Raw genomic sequence first — 18,596 nt, forward strand, 5'->3', positions numbered from 1 at the left:
TGAGGTGGCCCCCTAAATGACCTGACAGGGCCCCGCTCTTAGATAAGAGTGAGGCATATGACTGACGGTACGACCAGGCGTTACAACGATGGCGAGGTTCTCTCCGGTGTTCAGCGCCGGAGGCGGTGGACACCGGAGGAAAAGGTCCGGATCGTCGAGGAGACGTATCTACCGGGGATGAGCGTGTCGCTCGTCGCCCGCCGGCACGGCATTGGCGGCAATCAGATCTTCACCTGGCGGCGCCTGATGGCGCAGGGTGCGCTGACCGCCGCAGCAGCTGGCGAGGAAGTGGTGCCGGCGTCCGAGTACCGTGCGCTCGAGGCGCAGGTGCGCGAACTACACCGGCTGCTCGGCAAGAAGGCCATGGAGAACGAGCTACTCCGCGAGGCCGTGTCCCGGGCCGCAGGCCCAAAAAAACTGCTGTTGCGCTCGACCTCGTTGCCACGGGATGGACGGTGAGCGCGGTCGCCGAGGCGGTCGGCATTGCTCGCCCACACCTGTCCGCAATGCGCCATCGCCCAGCGGCCCGGCCACGCGGACGACCACCACTGCCGGATGCTGAGTTGGTCCACGACATCCGCGCGCTCGTCGCCGATCTGCCAACCTATGGCTATCGCCGCGTTCATGCTCTGCTGCGCCGGGAGGCCGAGAAGACCGGGCGCGAAGCGCCCAATCCGAAACGCGTCTACCGCGTCATGAAGGTGCACGGGCTGCTCCTACAGCGAGGTGGCGAACGCCGCGAGGAACGGCGTCACGACGGCCGGGTCGCCGTCGACCTCCGCAACACCCGCTGGTGTTCCGACGGGTTGGAGATCACCTGCGACAATGGCGAGAAGGTGCGTGTCGCATTCGCGCTCGACTGCTGCGACCGTGAAGCCATGGGACACGTGGCGACGACGGGCGGCATCACCGCCGAGGACGTCCAGGACCTGATGGTCGCCACGGTCGAGCATCGCTACGGCCAGGTGAACCGCGTGCCCGAACCGATCGAGTGGCTCACCGATAACGGCAGCTGCTACACCGCTCGCAACACACGTGCGTTCGCCCGGGGCATTGGGCTGATACCGCGCACGACCCCGGTCAGCAGCCCTCAATCGAATGGCATGGCTGAGGCGTTCGTTCGCACCCTCAAGCGCGATTATGTCCGTGTGAACCCCAGGCCAAATGCGCAAAGCGTCATCGACCAACTGCCTGGCTGGTTCGCCCACTATAACGAGGTGCATCCGCACCGCGCTTTGCGCTATCGATCACCCCGCGAGTTCATCGCGCAAACCTGCGAGGCCCTGTCAGGCCTTTAGGGGGCAACAACACGAGGTGCATCCGCACCGCGCTTTGCGCTATCGATCACCCCGCGAGTTCATCGCGCAAACCTGCGAGGCCCTGTCAGGCCTTTAGGGGGCAACAACAGGGGCAATCGAAGAGCCATGAAACCGACATTGCATGAGGGTGCCTGCGAGATTGCCCTACGCAACTACGAACGTCTAAAATTGAAGGCGATGGAGGCACTAGAACGGCGACCTATGGGTCTGGTCGGACACAAACTGAGTTAAGGAGGCGGCGTTCCGATGCGCCTTTTAGGCTTGATCCTTATAATCAGATATGGTCAGCCAAGCGGTTTTAGTTGAGCCGCTATGGTAAGCATTGCCCGTAAACCCGCGGGCACTTGTCGCCGTCCGGAATAATAGAGGTAGAAGCCTGGCCCCATCGTCGCCCAGTCGGTCAGCACGAGGCGGAGACGGCCATCGGCCACATGCTCGGCAAACAGGGCCTCAAGACCAAATGTCAGACCCGCACCGTTCAGTGCCATCGCCAATGTCGAGCGACTATCGTCAGCGGTCATGGCGCTTTTGATGGGCACATCGAAGTCACCGTCCGGCCCCTCGAACTCCCAGCGGTAGATGCTGTCGTCGCCGAGCCGGACGCCCAGGCAGCGGTGATGCTTCAGTTCGTCCGGGTGCGTCGGCGTGCCACGCTCGTCCAGATAACCGGGAGATGCGGCAACCACCCATCTGAGGTCGGCCGAAAGACGCTGCGCGATCATGTCTTCGGGTACGGTGCCGCCATAGCGCACGCCTGCATCGAACCCTTCGCCGACGACATCGACGATACGGTTGCTGGAGACGAGATCCACTTCGATACCGGGGTGACGGCGAGCCAGTTCGGCGAGCACGGGGCCCAGGACCAACGTTACCGCATCGACCACGGCATTGATGCGGATCTTACCGCCAGGATTGGCACGAAGCTGATCCAGGTTTTCTAGTGCGGAGCCGATGTCGGCAAATGACCCGGAGACCGACTGCTCGAGCGTCTTGCCGGCCGACGTCAACGTCACGGACCGGTTCGTCCGGTTGATCAGTCGGACGCCAGCGCGGGCTTCGAAATTCTTCAGTGCATGGCTCACCGCGGAGGCAGACACGCCAAGCTCGAGACCGGCCCGACGGAAATTCAGGTGCCGCGCGATCGCCAGGAAATAGGCGAGGTCGGTGAGGTTGGTGCGGGTGACGAGCATCGCGGCATGTTGAAGCAGATTCAACGTTGCATCAACCACCGTGGCGGTAACCGTCTCCGTGCAAAAGCGTTTAATAAGCCTGATCGGCGCCCATTGGCGCGCCCAAGGAGGATCGCCGATGGCCAGCGAGAGTTTTCAATTGTCCCGAAGAGAGATGCTGATGAGCAGCGCTACTACGGCAGCAGCATCCGCCATCGTGAGTGAAACGGCCGACGCCGCGCCGCCGGTGCAAGCCCTACCGACGTACGAGGTCGCTTTGACCGTGAACGGCAAGCCCTGTGCGCTGACGCTCGACCCGCGGACGACGCTGCTCGATGCGCTGCGCGAACATCTGCACCTGACCGGTACCAAGAAGGGCTGCGACCACGGGCAGTGCGGAGCCTGCACGGTCATCGTCAACGGCGAGCGGATCAACGCCTGCCTCAGCCTTGCCGTCCAGCATGACGGCGACGCCGTGACCACGATCGAAGGGCTCGGCACGCCCGACCGTCTGCATCCGATGCAGGCCGCCTTCGTGAAGCATGACGGATATCAGTGCGGTTACTGCACCCCGGGGCAGATCTGTTCCGCGGTTTCCGTGCTGGAGGAGATACGGCGTGGCATTCCCAGCCATGCCCAGGTCGATCTGGTGGCAGCGCCGCAACCGACTGGCGCCGAAATGCGCGAGCGGATGAGCGGCAACATCTGCCGCTGTGGTGCCTATTCCAACATCGTTGAGGCGATGGCCGACGTTGCAGGAGCCAGCGCATGAGAAGCTTCACCTACGAGCGGGCACGGACGCCTGCGGACGCGGCACGTATCGTCGCAAGCCATCCCGGCGCGCGATTCCTGGCCGGCGGTACCAACCTGCTTGATCTGATGAAACTCGAGATCGAGACGCCGACTCATCTGGTCGACGTGCAGGACCTTAAGCTAGACCGGATCGAACCGACCGACGCGGGCGGGCTGCGGATCGGTGCGTTCGTCAGCAATACGGCACTTGCTAGCGACGAGCGGGTGCGACGCGACTATGGCGTCCTCAGCCGCGCCATCGTCGCAGGTGCCTCGGGCCAGCTACGCAACAAGGCGACGACCGCGGGCAATCTGCTGCAGCGAACGCGGTGCCCGTATTTCTACGACACCAACCAGCCCTGCAACAAGCGCAGGCCGGGGTCGGGGTGTGCTGCGATCGGTGGCTATTCGCGCCAGCTCGCCGTCATCGGATCGAGCGACGCGTGCATCGCAACTCATCCGGGCGACATGGCGGTCGCGATGCGCGTACTCGACGCCACCGTCGAAACGGTGAAGGCGGACGGCAAGACACGATCCATCCCGGTCGGCAGCTTTCATACGCTGCCGGGTACCGCGCCCGAGCGGGATAATGTGCTCGATCATGGCGAACTCATCACCGCGGTCACGTTGCCCGCGCCAGTCGGTGGTACGCATGTCTACCGCAAGGTGCGTGACCGCGCGTCCTACGCGTTCGCACTCGTTTCGGTCGCCGCCATCGTTCAGCGCGACGGCAGCGGACGGGCAGCGTTCGGTGGTGTCGCCCATCGGCCATGGCGCATGGAGGCCGCGGAGGCGGCGATGCCCCGCGGCGCGGTCGAGATGGCGAAAGCGGTCTTTGCCGACGCCCGGCCGACCGACGACAACGCATTCAAGATCCCACTCGCGACGCGCACCCTCGCGGCGGTCATTGCAGAGGTGAAGCCATGATCTTCGACACACCAGCAGGCGCCAACCCGACCGACAGGATGAAGGTGCTCGGCAAGCCACTCGATCGCTACGAAGGGCATCTGAAGACCACCGGAACCGCGACCTATGCTTATGAATGGCAGGATGTCGCGCCCGGATTTGCGCACGGCTACATCCTGGGCGCCGCGATCGCCAAGGGCCGGATCGCGACGATCGACACGCGTGATGCCGAACGTGCGCCCGGCGTGGTCGGGGTCGTTACGTACCTCAACGCCGGCAAGCCCGGGGTCGGCAAGTTCTATGTCCAGAAGATGCTCGCCGCGCCGAATGTCGACCATTACCACCAGCCGGTCGCGGTCGTCGTTGCGGAGACCTTCGAGCAGGCTCGTGCCGCTGCAGCGCTGGTGCGGGTCGACTATCGGCGGACGGCGGGGCGGTTCGATCTGGCCGCGCAGAACGCCACCGCGCCGGTTCCGCCGGAGGGCGAGTTTGGCGGCCCCAACGAGAAGCAGGTCGGCGATTTCGCCAAGGCGTTCGCTGCGGCGCCGGTCAAGGTCGACGAGACCTACACCGTGCCCGACCAGGCCCATGCGATGATGGAGCCGCATGCCTCGATCGCGAAGTGGGACGGCGACCGCGTGACGTGCTGGACGTCGATCCAGCAGATGAACTGGGGAACGCGCGACCTCGGGCTGATCCTCGGTATCCCCAAGCAGAACGTCCACCTGATCTCGCCTTACATCGGTGGCGGTTTTGGCGGGAAGGGGACCGTGCAGATCGATCTGGCGCTGGCGGCGATCGCGGCGCGCGTGGTCAAGCGCCCGGTGAAGATCGCGCTGCAACGTCCGATCATGATCAACACCACGATCCACCGGCCCAAGACGATCCAGCGTGTCCAGCTGGGGGCGGGCCGCGACGGGCGGCTGACGGCGATCGGTCATGACAGCCTGTCGGGCAACCTCGTCGGTGGGCGGACCGAGCCGACCGTCACCTCGACGCGGACGCTGTATGCGGGTCCGAACCGGCTGACCCGGATGCGGCTGGCCACGCTCGACCTCGCCGAGGGCAACGCGATGCGGGCGCCCGGCGAAGCCCCTGGCCTGATGGCGCTGGAGGTCGCGATGGACGAGCTCGCGGAAAAGCTGAAGATGGATCCGGTCGAGCTTCGCGTCGTGAACGACACACAGGTCGATCCCGAAAATCCGAACAAGCCTTTCTCGACCCGAGCCTTTGTCCGCTGCCTGCGGGAGGGCGCCGAACGCTTCGGATGGGAAAAGCGCCAGAGCAAGCCCGGTACCGTCCGCAACGGCCAATGGCTGATCGGCATGGGGATGGCAGGGGCGATCCGCGGCGGCAAGATCGCCAAGGCCGGCGCGCGGGCGCGGCTCGATCGGCACGGCACGGTGACGATCGAGACCGACATGACTGACATCGGCACCGGCAGCTACACCGTCGTCCAGCAGACCGCGGCCGAGATGATGGGTGTCACGCCCGACCAGATCGTGGTCAAGCTCGGCGACTCCACCTTCCCGGAAACGCCGGGATCTGGCGGGCAGCAGGGCGCGCCTTCCGTTACGGCAGGCGTCTACGCAGCGTGCATGAAGCTGCGCGAAACCGTCGCTCAGCGGCTCGGCTTCAACACCGCCGATGTCGACTTTGCCGATGGCCAGGTGCGCAGCGGCAACCGTTCGGTGAAGCTCGCCGACGCGGCTAGGGATGGCGAGATCGTGGTCGAGGACCTGATGGAGTTCGCCAAGCTCGCCGATCAGTTCCAGCAGCAGACCTTCGGGGCGCATTTCGTCGAGGTCGCGGTCGACGCCTATACCGGCGAGGTCCGGGTGCGGCGCATGCTCGCGGTCTGCGCGGCCGGACGCATTCTCAACGCCAAGACCGCGCGCAGCCAGGTGATCGGCGGCATGGTGATGGGCGTCGGTGCGGCGCTGATGGAGGAGATGGCGATCGACAAACGCTTCGGCTTCTTCGTGAACCATGATCTCGCCGGCTATGAGGTGCCGGTCCACGCCGACATCCCGCATCTCGACGCCTTCTTCATCGACGAGGTCGATCCGACGATCTCGCCGGTAAAGGCCAAGGGCGTCGGCGAGCTGGGTCTAACCGGGGTCGCGCCAGCAGTCGCCAACGCGATCTACAACGCGACCGGCGTCCGCGTACGCGAGTATCCGATCACGCTCGACAAGCATCTCGACGCGCTGCCGGCGCTGACGTGATCGCCCGACCAACGCTGACACGCGCAGCATTCCTGATCCAGTTCGGCATCCTGCTCGCGTTGATGTTGCCCGTCAGCTCTGTTCAAGCACAAAGAGGAAGTTTCGACATGACCATCGCACGCAAGACGGAAATGAAGACCGTCGACGGACCGGAGGACTATTTCACCGGCAAAGTCACGATCACCGGCCAGTTTCAGCGCGACGAACCGTCCCGTGTTTCCGGCGCCATCGTCCATTTCGAGCCTGGCGCCCGCACTGCCTGGCACACGCACCCCGCCGGACAGACGCTGATCGTGACCGAGGGCGTCGGCTGGACGCAGATCGCGGATGGCCCGAAGCTGGAGTTCAATGCGGGCGACATCCTGTGGTGCCCCGCCGAGTACAAGCACTGGCATGGCGCGACACCGCACCAGGGCATGACTCATGTCGCCATTCAGGAGTCGGTCGATGGATCGCCTGTCACCTGGATGGAGAAGGTGACGGACGACGAATATCTCGCGCCGCTCGGAACCGAGTGATCGACCGCCGTCCGCACAACTGAAATCAGGAAGTCCTCTTATGTCCAACGCTCATCGTTTCTCCGACAAGGTCGCATTCGTCACCGGCGCGGCCAGCGGCATCGGCCGCGCTACGGCTGTTGGGTTCGCAACTGAGGGCGCCCGTGTCGCGATCCTCGATCTTACCGAAGATGCGCTTGCCGAAACCGCCGATGCCGTCAGGAATGCGGGCGCACAGGTGCTGGTCATCGCTTGCGACGTGTCCAAGCCGGAGCAGGTCGAGGCGGCGATCCGTCAGGTCGTCGAGACCTTCGGTCGGCTCGACATCGCCTTCAACAATGCCGGCGTCGAGAACAAGGCCGCACCCGTCGCCGAGATCGCGCTCGACGAGTGGGACCGCATCCTCGACATCAACCTTCGGGGCACGTTCGTGTGCATGAAGCACGAACTGGCACAGATGGTCCGGCAAGGTAGCGGCGTGATCGTCAACACGTCGTCGGGCGCCGGCGTCCGGGGTGTGGCGGGCGGTGCTTCCTATGCGGCCTCCAAGCACGCCATCATCGGTCTGACGAAATCGGCAGCGCTCGACTATGCCAAGCAGAATATCCGTGTGAATGCGATCCTGCCGGGCAACATCGAGACGCCGATGATGGATCGCTTTACCAACGGTGACATTCAGAAAGCTATCGATCTCGAGCCGGTCGGTCGCCTGGGCAAGCCCGAGGAAATCGCTGACGCCGTGCTATGGATGAGCGCAGACCTCGGCGGATTCATCACCGGTGCCGCCATCTCCGTGGACGGCGGCTGGTCGCTGTAACTAAGCGAACATCCATTCAGTTGCCGCCATGCATCGGTGACTGAATGGAGCAACGTCGCCGACCGCCCGGTGCACCGACACGAGCGGCATCACGCCCCCGCCGCACACGCTAACCGTATGTAAACGAACACGCGCTACAATCTCGCTAATCCTCAGGGACGAATGTCCCTGGAAGAGAAACGAGGGAGGCGATGGCCACCAGAGTAACTGTCCACGCTGCGGCAATCGCGCTCGCGCTCACCGCGACACCCGCCGCCGCTCAGGTCCGCGTCGAGATCGGGGGACAGATCCAGGATGTCCCCGCAAACACCGTGCGCACCGTTACCACGGTCAACGGACGTACGCGCGTTGTCGACGCGGCATGGCAGGGGGACGTGGGGACGCCTGGCATGGCGACGATCACCACCACCGAGACCACGGACGAGGACGGCGACGGTCACGTGCTGTCGCGTACCGTCGTCACCTGCATCGAGCCACAGCGCACGACGGTCGCCGTCGTGGCGTACGCACCGCCACCCGTACCCCACATCGAGATCGATCCGGCCGACCTCGACGATCCGGTCACCCTTGGGACGCCACGCGTCCTGCGGATCAATCGCGATCCCTGGGGCGGGCACTTCGTCGCGTCTATGATTATTAACGGCGTGCCCATCCGTGCCATCATCGACACCGGCGCCGCATATAGCGTCCTCTCGGCCGAAGACGCGCGCGAGACCGGTGCCGACCGTGCGGTGCAGCGCGAGGAGGTGGCGGTCGGCATCGGCGGTTACACTCGGGTCGGCGTCGCGCGCGTCGCGTCGGTCGAGATCGGCGGACAGAGCCTCGGCCGTATGACGATGCGTATCGGCCAACCCGGCATCCCCTATACGCTGCTCGGACAGCCTGAGATCGCTCGGTTAGGACGCGTCACGATCGAGGACGGCGTGATGACGATCACCCCTCGCGGGATGTCGACGCAGGTCGCCATGCGCTAGTCCGGCCAGGAGAAGGCAAGTTTGCAATGCACTGGTCCCCTATCGCCTGTTTCGAGGCGTGTCGGTCAAGACCGGGATGATAGACCAGGTCTCGCTGATCAGCGCGGTAGAGGCAATGGCGATAAAGTCGCCTGTTCGGTGCTCACCATTAGGGTGCTAAACCGGTAGCCGGCCGAGAGCGGCTGCCAGTGCGTCCATATCTGCCATCGTGTTGAACAGGGCAGGTGTCACTCGCACGCACGATCCTGCCGCAGGACCATCACGGTGAACGGTGAAGATACCGAACCGATCTAGCAAGGTCTTCGCGATCGCCACGTTATCCACCGAACTCGTCTTCCCAACGACGCGGAAGGCGGTGATGCCGCCGTGGAGCACGGGGTCTTCGGGGGTCAGTACCTCGATTCCAGGGATCGCGCGGGCCTGCGCGACCCATCGATTGCGGAGCGCAGCAAGGCGGTTGGCGCGGCGCTTGCTGCCGATCTTCTCCTGAAACGCGAGCGCGACGGGCACCGTCAGCGGCGCGGCGAAATCTACCGTGCCGGTATGGATACGCGCGTTTATGGTGTCGCGGTCGGTCGCAGGATTGGCGGGATCGCGGTCGATCGCCGACAGCGCGGACCGTCGGATATGGATCGCGCCGACACCAAGGGGCGCTCCCAGCCATTTGTGGCAATTGATCCCGACATAGTCGCAGTCGAGATCGGTCAGTGTCATGTCGAGTTGACACCAGCTATGGGCCGCGTCGACGATCGTGGCGATTCCCCGCGCACGCGCCATCGCCGCGATCTCGCGCACCGGCAGGACTAGCCCGGTACGGTGGCTCAGATGGGTCAGCAGGATCAGCTTCAGCCGCGGGTTGGCCTCCATCGCGGCGGCATAGGCGTCGATCAGCGACTGGCGCGTAGCCGGTTGGGGAAGCGCGATCTTCACCACCGACACGCCACGTCGTGACTTCAGGCTGTCCATGCACGCCTGCATGCTGTCGTAATCGAGATCCGCGTAGAGCACGGCGTCGCCAGGCGTCAGCGCATTGTATCCCAGGATCAGCGCCTTCAGCGCCTCGGTCGCGTTGCGCGTGAAAGCGACCTCGTCCGCCGGGACTTGGAGCGTGGCGGCCAGCGCATCGCGTGCCGCCATCCAGTCCTTCACCATGCCGCGCCGGGTGTAATAGCTCGTGTCGCGGTTGACCCGTTCGAGATTGCTTTCATAGGCTTGAAGGACGGGGTGCGCCATCATGCCCCAATTGCCGTTTTCGAGATGGATCACCGAGCGCGTCGGGTCGTATTGCGCTGCCACCTCTTTCCAGAACGCCGTGTCGTCGGTCGCCGACGGTGATAGAGCCGCTCCCACCGGAGCCGCCGTCATGGCGGCGGCTCCGGTCAAGAACAGCCGGCGATCGATCGGCGTCGTCATCAGAAGCTCATTCCCACCCGTACGTAATATTGGCCGCCATCGGTATCGTATGGCGCATTGCGCGAATAGATCAGGCCGCGGACAGCTTGGTTGGTGGCTTCGGCGGGATAGGTGTTGGCAACGTTCTCCGCACCGACCCGCAGCATGAAATGATCGTCGAACTTGTAGGCGGCCGACACGTCGAACAACGCGATCGAGCCGAAGCGCTGGAACAGTTCGCCCGTCGCGTTGCCGGTGACGTCGGTCCAGGCGCCGTAATACCGTGCCCGTGCGAGCAGCGCGACCGGGCCGATATCGTAGCCGAGCGTTGCGGTCCCGTTATGCTTGGGCAGCCGCTCCTCGAAGATCCGTCGTTGGGTTTCGTTGGGGATTGCGGCACTCGTGCCGCTGCGCACTTTCGTCTGGTTGTAATTGTAGGCCAGGCTCAAATTTGCACGGCCGGGCCCGACGCGGTGGCCATAGCCGATTACCGCATCGATGCCGCGCGTGCGGGTATCGAAGTCGTTCGTGAAGTAGCTGACCGCAGTGAAACGCTGCGGATTGGCGAAGCTGGCCGGGACCGCGAAGGTGCGGGACTGGCTGAACCGGTTGTCGACGTCGATCTGGTAGATATCGACGCTGGCGGTCAGGCCGAAGCGACTCTGGAAGGTCAGCCCGGCGGTTGCGGTCTTCGATGTTTCCGGCGTCAGGGGGGCCGCGCCCAATGCCACGGCAAGTGGATCGCTTGGTGACAGCCGGCCTTGGTTGAACACTTGTAGCGTGGTGGTATCGAGCCCCTGCGTGGTCTGCGACGTGTTCAGCTGGGCAGGCGTGGGCGCGCGGAACCCAGTCGAATACGTGCCGCGTGCGGCAATGCCCTTGATCGGCTCGAAACGAGCTGAAAGCTTGTAATTGAAGGTGTCGCCGAATTCCGAAAAGTCTTCGTACCGGCCTGCCGCACCGAGCGTCACCATATCGATCGGTTGCCATTCGAGATCGAGATAGCCGGCGTAGCTGGTCTGGTCGAACGTACCGGCCAAGCTTGGGCTGAAACCCGGAAAGCCGTTAGAATTGGGTGCGAGGCCGGACGCCGCGCCTGCACCGATCGCGTAGGATGCCGGATCGCCCGCCGACACCTGGTAGGTTTCGCGGCGGCGTTCGGCACCGAACGCGACGTTGACCGGCGCCGCGGTGCCGACTGGCAGGCGATAGACGAAATCGGCGTTCAGGTTGAATTCGCGCTGTTCCAGGCGGCCGAGATAGAAGCTGGTCGGGCTCGCCGGCCCGAGCGACGCGTTGAGGCTCTCGTTGAGCGTATAATCGATCCGGCTGCGCCCGAAGGCCGCGCTCAGATCATAGCTGAACCGGTCGCTCAGATCGCCGCGCAGACCGGTATCGCCCTGATAGTCGCTATAGGTCGTGCCGAAACGCGGCGAGAAACCGACCGGATAGATGCTCTTGAACGAGAAGCCGGGAAAAGCCGAACTCGCGCCATAGACGCTGCTGGTGCCCGCGGGGTTGCGCCAGTTGAAGTCGGTCACGCCTTCGCCACTTTGCGCGGTGCCGAAGACGTAGAATTTGGCGGCATCGCTAAAGGCATAGTTCGCGTCCAGCGCGCCGCGAATACGCTCCTCGTCGGGCTGGCCCCAGCGTTGCACTGGATTGGGCACGACCAAGGTAGGATTCGCCGCCTGGAACGCGATCGCGTCGGGCCGCTGGCGCGTGCGTGAGGTCGCTTCGCTGTGGTCGTATTCGCCGGTGACGACGATCGTGCCGCGGTCGCCGAGAGCGATGCCGCCGCGTGCGCCGGTCTGATACTCCTTGCCGTCGCCCTTATAATATTGGGAGAACTGGCCGAACGCATCCATCCCGGCGGTGTCGTCGAGGATGATGTTGACCACCCCGGCGATCGCGTCCGAGCCATATTGCGCGGACGCGCCGTCGCGCAGCACCTCGATCCGCTTGATCGCGAGCGATGGGATGCCCGCCAGATCGGGCGCTTGCGCGCCCCGCGTGCCGAGCAGGGCTGAACGGTGATATCGCTTGCCGTTGATCAGCACGAGCGTCTGATCCGCGGACAGACCGCGTAGGGTGGCGGGGCGTACGAAGGCTTGGCCGTCTGCTGCGGGCAGACGCTGGACGTTGAACGAGGGCAGCAGCTGCGCCAGTGTATCGGAGAGATCGCCCGATACGCTCGAGCGTACCGCGTCGCCGGACAGGACGTCGACGGGGGCGAGCGTATCGAACTGCGTGCGCGATCGGTCGCGCGTGCCGGTAACGACGATCTGGTTCTCGTCGTTCGGCTGGGACGCGTTCGCGGGAAGGTCCTGTGCGGTCTGAGCGAGTGCAGGCGTGCCTGCGAGCAGCGCGACGAGCGCGCTGCTGGTGATGAATTTCATGATGCCCCTAGAGGTTGCCGGTTTGGTTCCACCGGTTCGAGGGGCAGCTAGCCCGTGCGTTTTTCGTGGTGATGACGGAACAGCGGCACTTCGATGACACTGCGCCGGAGCGAGGCACGGAGGATTTAAGGTAGATGAGAGGCTGAAGGTGGGGGCGGGAAGGGCGCACGAACGTCGGGTTGCGGGTCTGCTAACTTCGCGCTGCCGGATGACGCCCTCCCAATAGCAAAGTCCCCGCCCCGGGGGCAGCGAGCGTCGCAAATTGGCCGCATTTCGTGTGCTAGCGGGTCGTGCATGAACTATCTCATGCTCGCAATCGCGATCGTCTCCGAGGTTTGTGCTACGACTGCAATGAAGCAGTCGCATGGTTTCACCCGCATGCCTTGGACCGTCGTTACGGTCGTCGGCTACGGTATTGCCTTCTACTTTCTCTCACTGACCCTCCGTACGATCCCGACGGGCGTTGCATACGCTATTTGGTCGGGCGCCGGCATTGTTCTTATTTCGACGGCTGCATGGGCATTCCAGGGTCAAAAGCTCGATACCGCTGCTATCATTGGCATGGGCTTGATCGTCGCCGGTGTCATTGTCATGAACGTGTTTTCGAACGCGTCGGGCCACTGAAACGGGCTGCAGCTTTCCTCTCGTTTTCAGCCCTGTCGCCAGTTGATCCGGCCGCCGCAAGCTGCGGTCCAACCGGACGACCAACTTGCTGAGACGGAAAGGGCGTTCGAAAGGCCGAGTATCGGTCTGGCGAGTAACAAGCGATACCGCCACGAATATGACCGCGCGACCGCCTCCGCATGTCTGGAAGGGCGTGAGCACACCGGCGGTCCGACTGAGGCGGTCTACTGCGACAGATGCGTTTCCGGAACGGCTGCGAATAGCTTTGCCCCCCGATAGGGTCGAGTGCGCAAAGACCGAGCGTGCGACTATCGGGGAACCAGCGAACCTATCACAGGTTGCCCTGGGTACGAGGCGTCGCGATTTTGCGGGAAGGTATCCGGTGGCACAGGAAGTTGAACTGAAATTGGTATTGGACGCCGTCGCGGCCGATGCCTTTGCGAGGGGCGACCTGTTCGATGTCCCGGCGAGTACGCGGCAAATGCACGCGGTCTATTTCGACACACCCGATCTAGCGCTTTCGCAAGGTGACGTCTCGTTGCGCATCCGCCAGTCCGGCGACACGCTGACACAGACGATCAAGGTCGCGGACGCAAAGGCGGCGGGTCTCTTCGCGCGGTCCGAATGGGAAGTCGAGGTGGCCGATATGAATCCGGTCGTTGACGACCGGACGCCCATTCCCACGCTGGTTGGCGACGAGGCAGGCACCGTCACTTCGATCTTCACGGTCGCGGTCGAGCGCCTGACGTGGATGGTCGACTGCGGCGAGGCGTCGATCGAACTGGTGTTGGATCGTGGGTACGTCGCCGCAGGTGACCGCCAGTCGCCGGTCTGCGAGATCGAGCTGGAGTTGAAGCGGGGAGAGCCCGCCGCCTTGTTTGCGCTGGCCAAGACGATAGCGGCGGAGTTTCCGGTCCGCCTGGGCGTCGTGACCAAGTCCGAGCGCGGCTACGACCTGCTTCGTCCCGCGTCCAAGGCGTTCAAGGCGGAAAAGGTCGCGTTGAGCCGGACTGCATCCGCAGCGGACGCTTTCGAGGCAGTCGTAAGCTCGTGCATACGTCAATACCGCCTGAACGAAACTGTTCTGCTCGACCAAGCCGACGCCGAGGCGCTGCATCAGGCGCGCGTGTCGTTGCGTCGGCTGCGATCTGCATTGTCGATCTTCAAGTCGTTGCTCGACGGCGACGAAGTGCCGCATTTCCAGAGCGAATTGCGCTGGCTGAGCTCGTTGCTGGGCGAAGCGCGCGACTTGGACGTGTTGCTGGCGAGGGCGAAGCCCGGCGTCGCGCTGTTTCAGGAACTCGACCGGGCTCGCAATGCTGCCTATGCTGCGGTCGGCGCCGCGTTGGGCTCCGACCGGGTTCGCGCGTTGATGCTCGATCTGACGGAGTGGCTGGTATGCGGGGCATGGCGCACCGCGCCGTCAATGCGCGATGCTCGGGACGCGCCAGCAAGGCAGTTCGCGGCGGAAACTCTTCACGCGCTGAGGCGGCGCGTCCGCAAGCGTGGTAAGTCCCTTGCCTCCCAGACGGACGAGGAGCGGCATGAAGTCCGCAAGGGCGCCAAACGGCTACGCTATGGCGCAGAGTTTCTCGGTTCTCTATTCCCGAGCAAGAAGCGTGCACGTCGCTACGGGAAGTTCGTTAAATCACTGGAGAAGCTGCAGGATCAGCTCGGCGCGCTGAACGATATGGCGACGGCGCCATCGGTTCTGGACCGGCTGGGCTTGCGGGACGATCTCGATGCCGAAAAACTATTGGCGCATCGGAAAAAGTCGAAGATCATCGATGCCGCGGCTGGAGCGTACGCCGATCTCCTCGATCGCAAGACTTTCTGGGGTTAGGGCGGGAGGATAAGCGCCGTGTCGGCCCGATCGGTTGATCGCCCTTGGTAAGTCCAGTGATAGGCAGCACCGGTCAGGCCGTTCGACATAGCTGCCAGCGTAGAGGCTAGATTGTCGTGCATCCGCGAAGATGACGTTGCCTTCCCCTACCCACTGCTTCGAGGGTGTCCTAGAGTCCATTGGACGGGGGGGCGGAAATGCTGCGACAATTTGGCAAAGAAATATGGACGGCGGACGGGCCAAGTGTTTCCGTCGCTGGCTTCGTCTTTCCGACGCGGACGATCGTTATACGGCTGTCCGATGGCTCTTTATTCGTTTGGTCGCCCATAGCACTATCCAGTGAACTCAAAATCGCGATTGATTGCCTTGGGCCGGTGCGTCACATCGTCGCTCCGAACACGTTGCATCATATGTTCGTGGGCGAGTGGCAAAGCGCATACCCGGCAGCAAAGTCATATGCCGTGCCGGCGTTGCGCGCCAAACGGCCGGACTTGAAGTGGGATCATGACCTTAAGGACGCACCGGCTAAGGAATGGTCGGGTGAGGTCGATCAGATCATGGTGGAGGGAAACAGTATCACGACGGAAGTCGTCTTCTTCCATCCAAAGCCGCACGGCGATCTTCACGGACCTGATCCAGCACTTTGAGCCCGGTTGGTTCAGAGGATGGCGATCCATCGTTGCAAAGCTCGATTTGCTTACCGCGACCAGGCCAACCGTTCCCCGCAAATTTCGAATGTCGTTTCGCAATCGGCAGATCGCGCGAACTTCGGTGCAACGCATTATAGCATGGCCGACTTTGGGAGTACTGACAGCTCATGGTGCACCGATTACGCATGACGGTCGCAACGCGATTACCCATGCTTTTGAATGGTTGCTCCGAAAATGATGCGCGTTCACGATCCCGGTCCCTGCAAACACGCTTGGCCCTGACGCCTGTCAGAGCAAATACGGTGAAGTAGTCGTCCTGATTGCAGGACTTGGCACCCAGATGTTCCGCTGGACTACCCCGTTCTGCGCCGAACTCGTAGCCCTCGGCTACCGGGTGGTGCGCTTCGATAATCGGGACGCCGGTTATTCAACGCATCTCGACTCCCACCCGGCCGTGGATTTCGGCGCGCTGGCTGCAGCGCTTCAGGTGGACGCGCTGGGGATCGGGCGAGCTTATATTGCCGGACAGTCTATGGGAGGCATGATCGCTCAGATCATGGCCGGCGAGCACAAAGATCGCGCCCTATCGCGCACTTCGATCATGTCGAGCACGCGCAATCCAGCACTCCCGCAGGCTGCGCCGGATGCCATGGCGACGATGATGCAACCGATGCCCGATCCTTCCTCCGATCGACCGGGCTTCCTGTCGCGAAGTTCAGCCTTTGCCAGACGCATCGCCGGCACAGGCTACGCTTTCAACGAGGGCGCTCACCGTGCGCTGGTTTTGGAAGAGCTCGACCGTGGTTATGATCCCGCCGGACAGACCGTGCGCTGATCTTTCATCTCGATAGCCCCGAGCGGGAAAGCCGAGCGGCAAACTTCGTTATACTAAAAGAATGGATTGGCGTCCGAGTTAAGTTGCGTCGAGCCTCCCCTGTGGAAAGCATGACGACCAGTGTGACGTGATTGGCCTTCAATCGGCCAGGACTTGGCTGGATGAGGCCTGGCTGATGACCCTGTCCGCGTCCTCTTCGCGGAGCCAACCGGTGGCGTGCTGTCGCGCTGCGGCCGCGCGGACTTTCGCGACGAAACCGGCGTGATCGCCGTAACGCTCTGCGAGGGACAAGCGAGGATCCCCGACCGCCACCCGCTCGGCCCGCGTCTTGGCGAACGGTATGAATCCCCCGAAGAACCCGCATCCGCCGCCTTTGCCGAACCCCGCGGACTGAGCGTTCCAGCCGAGATAGGTCCCGATCGGCACCTGCAGCTGGACGGAGGGCACGCCGGCGGTCTCGTTACCGTCCGCATCGACCCGGGGGACGCGCGACGGTATCGTCCCGCGGATCGCCGGTGGCTGGCGCGTGATTTGGCCGCTCACGTCGCGATAGCGAAATCCTTCCCCCATGTCGTAGTCGAGAAAGGCGTTCAGCTTGCCATCCGGACTGGGTGCTCCGGGCCAGGATGGAAATCCGATCGCCGCCGCGTTGGCCTCGACGAGATCGCCCGCGGCCAATGTCGGGTATCGGCTGGGGGGCGGTGTGATGCCGTCGCGCACCCAGGCGACCAGCATCGTCTGGGCCGCACGCAGGCTGTCCATCGAAGGGTTTGGATTGCCCGGCAATGCGCAGATTGGTAACTTGGGATCGCCACCGAGCGGAAAGCCCCCGGTCCAGGATCCGCCATGCGTGGTCGCCGGGAAGTAATAGCGTCGAACGTTGGCCGGCAGCGGGAGATCGGTCGAGGCGGCGGTGCCGATCAGCCCTGGCGACATGCGCAACCCCCAGAACTCGGCCGAGCCGAACGTCTCGATCACCTTGGGGCAGGTCCTGCTCGCGGTGCAGCGGTCGAGCAGGCTGCTGACGCCCCGGCTGCGAGCGACATCGTCGTACCGGCTCCACCACAGCGTGCCCTCGCTACCCGGTTCGTACAAGGTCGCGGCACCGCCAGGCACGGCGAAGCGCAGGTTCAACGGGACCTGGCGAGCGGCGATGTTGGGATTGACCCCGTCGAACACGCGGCGCCCATTCTCGTCCGCGTTGAAGCCCAGATTGACGAAGCTCTTCAGGAAATTGCCGGATTGCGACGTACCGCTGGCCACCGTCCAGCGAATGCGTCCGGCCGGGTTGGCATTGCCCGTATCGTCCGGCTTGCCGCTGCGCAGATAGGCGACAAGGTCCCGGGTCGCCGCAAAACCGATGCCCTGGACGAGCGGATCCTTGCCCTCGTAGATCAGCGTATAGGCGTAGGCAGGGTCGAACCCGCCTCGCACGCAGAGTTTCGCCGGATCGGGCTTGCCCGGGAAGGGCGTCGTCGCACAATCGGCAAAGGCCCAGTCCCCGGGCTTCACGTCCACGGGCGGTGCCACATCGGCGGTTTGGCGGAACAACCGTGCCTTCGTCGTATCGAGCGTCACGGGCACTGGTCGCGCAGTTGGTTTGCCGATGCTGCCGGTGATCGCAATCGACCGCGCACCGGCAGGCATATCAGTGAAGCGGGCAAGGACGGGGCCTGTGAGCGGCTTTCCGTTCTTGCCATGAGCGACCGGGACACTGGCGGTCTGGACATCCGGCCCGGGCGGAAGGTCGCCTTGCCAACCACTGGTGACCCGGACGTATCCGTCTGCATCCGCACCGATCTGCGAACCGCCGCGATTGGGTACGTCGTAGAACAATACCCCGGTGGCACGCGATCGATCGACGGGTCTGGCGATCGCGAACGTCGCCGAATACCGGACGCGTCCCTTCGCATCGCGGGGCGCGCCGTCGATATCGGTAATGACGTGATTGTGCGCATCCGCAGGATCGAGCGCGCCGAAGAACCGACCCCGCACGATCTCATACGGTATCGGCAGCGTCGAGGTAGGCGCGGTGCCGACTGGAGCCGGCGTGATGCTGTCGACCTGTATCCGCACCAGGCGCGCAGGGGCAGGGACCGCTAGCGCCGCAAGCGCAGGCGTTGCGAGAAGCACAAAGGACCGGCGCATTCG

15 protein-coding genes are annotated in these 18,596 nt (G+C 63.8%); 11 read left to right on the plus strand and 4 right to left on the minus strand.

Annotated features, from left to right (window positions below; translation table 11 throughout):
* The first annotated feature begins 57 nt into the window (after nucleotides 1–57).
* Nucleotides 58–1,298, plus strand: a protein-coding gene (locus ASE69_RS20935) for an IS3 family transposase (protein WP_156362072.1) whose coding sequence is annotated in 2 segments (ribosomal slippage) — nucleotides 58–402 and nucleotides 405–1,298 — 1,239 coding nt in all. Because the reading frame shifts where the segments join, the coding sequence is not laid out codon by codon here.
* A 305-nt stretch (nucleotides 1,299–1,603) separates the two neighbouring features.
* Here the strand turns inward: ASE69_RS20935 and ASE69_RS00015 are convergent.
* Complete coding sequence (locus ASE69_RS00015) at nucleotides 1,604–2,548, minus strand: LysR family transcriptional regulator (RefSeq protein WP_235517845.1); 945 nt, start codon at nucleotides 2,546–2,548, stop codon at nucleotides 1,604–1,606.
* Between the two features lie 79 nt (nucleotides 2,549–2,627).
* On the opposite strand from ASE69_RS00015, the gene paoA reads away from it, so the two are divergent.
* The 6 genes from paoA to ASE69_RS00045 all read left to right on the plus strand — a co-directional run bounded on the left by paoA (nucleotide 2,628) and on the right by ASE69_RS00045 (nucleotide 8,702).
* Nucleotides 2,628–3,260 carry an aldehyde dehydrogenase iron-sulfur subunit PaoA gene (gene paoA, locus ASE69_RS00020; protein WP_056481223.1) on the plus strand — a complete coding sequence of 211 codons (633 nt, stop codon included), beginning with the start codon at nucleotides 2,628–2,630 and terminating at the stop codon, nucleotides 3,258–3,260.
* Entirely contained in the window at nucleotides 3,257–4,207 is a 951-nt protein-coding gene (locus tag ASE69_RS00025) for an FAD binding domain-containing protein (RefSeq protein ID WP_056481225.1), read from the plus strand. The genes paoA and ASE69_RS00025 overlap by 4 nt, the downstream gene beginning before the upstream one ends.
* Nucleotides 4,204–6,414 carry an aldehyde oxidoreductase molybdenum-binding subunit PaoC gene (paoC, locus tag ASE69_RS00030; protein WP_056481228.1) on the plus strand — a complete coding sequence of 737 codons (2,211 nt, stop codon included), beginning with the start codon at nucleotides 4,204–4,206 and terminating at the stop codon, nucleotides 6,412–6,414. Before ASE69_RS00025 ends, paoC begins: the two co-directional genes overlap by 4 nt.
* Nucleotides 6,411–6,932 carry a cupin domain-containing protein gene (locus ASE69_RS00035; RefSeq protein WP_235517846.1) on the plus strand — a complete coding sequence of 174 codons (522 nt, stop codon included), beginning with the start codon at nucleotides 6,411–6,413 and terminating at the stop codon, nucleotides 6,930–6,932. Before paoC ends, ASE69_RS00035 begins: the two co-directional genes overlap by 4 nt.
* A 40-nt stretch (nucleotides 6,933–6,972) precedes the next feature.
* Nucleotides 6,973–7,728 carry an SDR family NAD(P)-dependent oxidoreductase gene (locus tag ASE69_RS00040; protein ID WP_056481231.1) on the plus strand — a complete coding sequence of 252 codons (756 nt, stop codon included), beginning with the start codon at nucleotides 6,973–6,975 and terminating at the stop codon, nucleotides 7,726–7,728.
* A 191-nt stretch (nucleotides 7,729–7,919) separates the two neighbouring features.
* On the plus strand, nucleotides 7,920–8,702 hold the full coding sequence (locus tag ASE69_RS00045; RefSeq protein ID WP_056481235.1) for a TIGR02281 family clan AA aspartic protease: 783 nt from the start codon (nucleotides 7,920–7,922) through the stop codon (nucleotides 8,700–8,702).
* 156 nt (nucleotides 8,703–8,858) lie between these two features.
* Here ASE69_RS00045 and ASE69_RS00050 read toward each other — a convergent pair whose 3' ends face one another.
* Nucleotides 8,859–10,115 carry an aminotransferase class V-fold PLP-dependent enzyme gene (locus ASE69_RS00050; protein WP_056481238.1) on the minus strand — a complete coding sequence of 419 codons (1,257 nt, stop codon included), beginning with the start codon at nucleotides 10,113–10,115 and terminating at the stop codon, nucleotides 8,859–8,861.
* Nucleotides 10,115–12,493, minus strand: coding sequence for a TonB-dependent receptor plug domain-containing protein (locus ASE69_RS00055; protein WP_056481241.1), 2,379 nt, complete (start codon nucleotides 12,491–12,493; stop codon nucleotides 10,115–10,117). Before ASE69_RS00055 ends, ASE69_RS00050 begins: the two co-directional genes overlap by 1 nt.
* Before the next feature lie 294 nt (nucleotides 12,494–12,787).
* Between ASE69_RS00055 and ASE69_RS00060 the strand changes: the two genes are divergently transcribed.
* From ASE69_RS00060 to ASE69_RS00075, 4 genes are all read left to right on the plus strand, one after another.
* Nucleotides 12,788–13,117, plus strand: coding sequence for a DMT family transporter (locus tag ASE69_RS00060; protein WP_056481244.1), 330 nt, complete (start codon nucleotides 12,788–12,790; stop codon nucleotides 13,115–13,117).
* Nucleotides 13,118–13,499: 382 nt separating this feature from the next.
* Nucleotides 13,500–14,960, plus strand: coding sequence for a CHAD domain-containing protein (locus ASE69_RS00065; protein WP_056481247.1), 1,461 nt, complete (start codon nucleotides 13,500–13,502; stop codon nucleotides 14,958–14,960).
* A gap of 197 nt (nucleotides 14,961–15,157) precedes the next feature.
* Nucleotides 15,158–15,607, plus strand: coding sequence for a DUF4336 domain-containing protein (locus ASE69_RS00070; RefSeq protein WP_200924080.1), 450 nt, complete (start codon nucleotides 15,158–15,160; stop codon nucleotides 15,605–15,607).
* A 319-nt stretch (nucleotides 15,608–15,926) separates the two neighbouring features.
* The gene (locus ASE69_RS00075; protein ID WP_268795469.1) at nucleotides 15,927–16,445 is read left to right on the plus strand and encodes an alpha/beta fold hydrolase; all 519 of its coding nucleotides are present in this window, start codon (nucleotides 15,927–15,929) and stop codon (nucleotides 16,443–16,445) included.
* A 138-nt stretch (nucleotides 16,446–16,583) separates the two neighbouring features.
* Here ASE69_RS00075 and ASE69_RS00080 read toward each other — a convergent pair whose 3' ends face one another.
* Entirely contained in the window at nucleotides 16,584–18,593 is a 2,010-nt protein-coding gene (locus ASE69_RS00080; RefSeq protein ID WP_056481253.1) for an alpha/beta hydrolase domain-containing protein, read from the minus strand.
* Between the last annotated feature and the right edge of the window lie 3 nt (nucleotides 18,594–18,596).

The organism is Sphingomonas sp. Leaf208, assembly GCF_001421415.1.
Lineage (GTDB): Bacteria > Pseudomonadota > Alphaproteobacteria > Sphingomonadales > Sphingomonadaceae > Sphingomonas.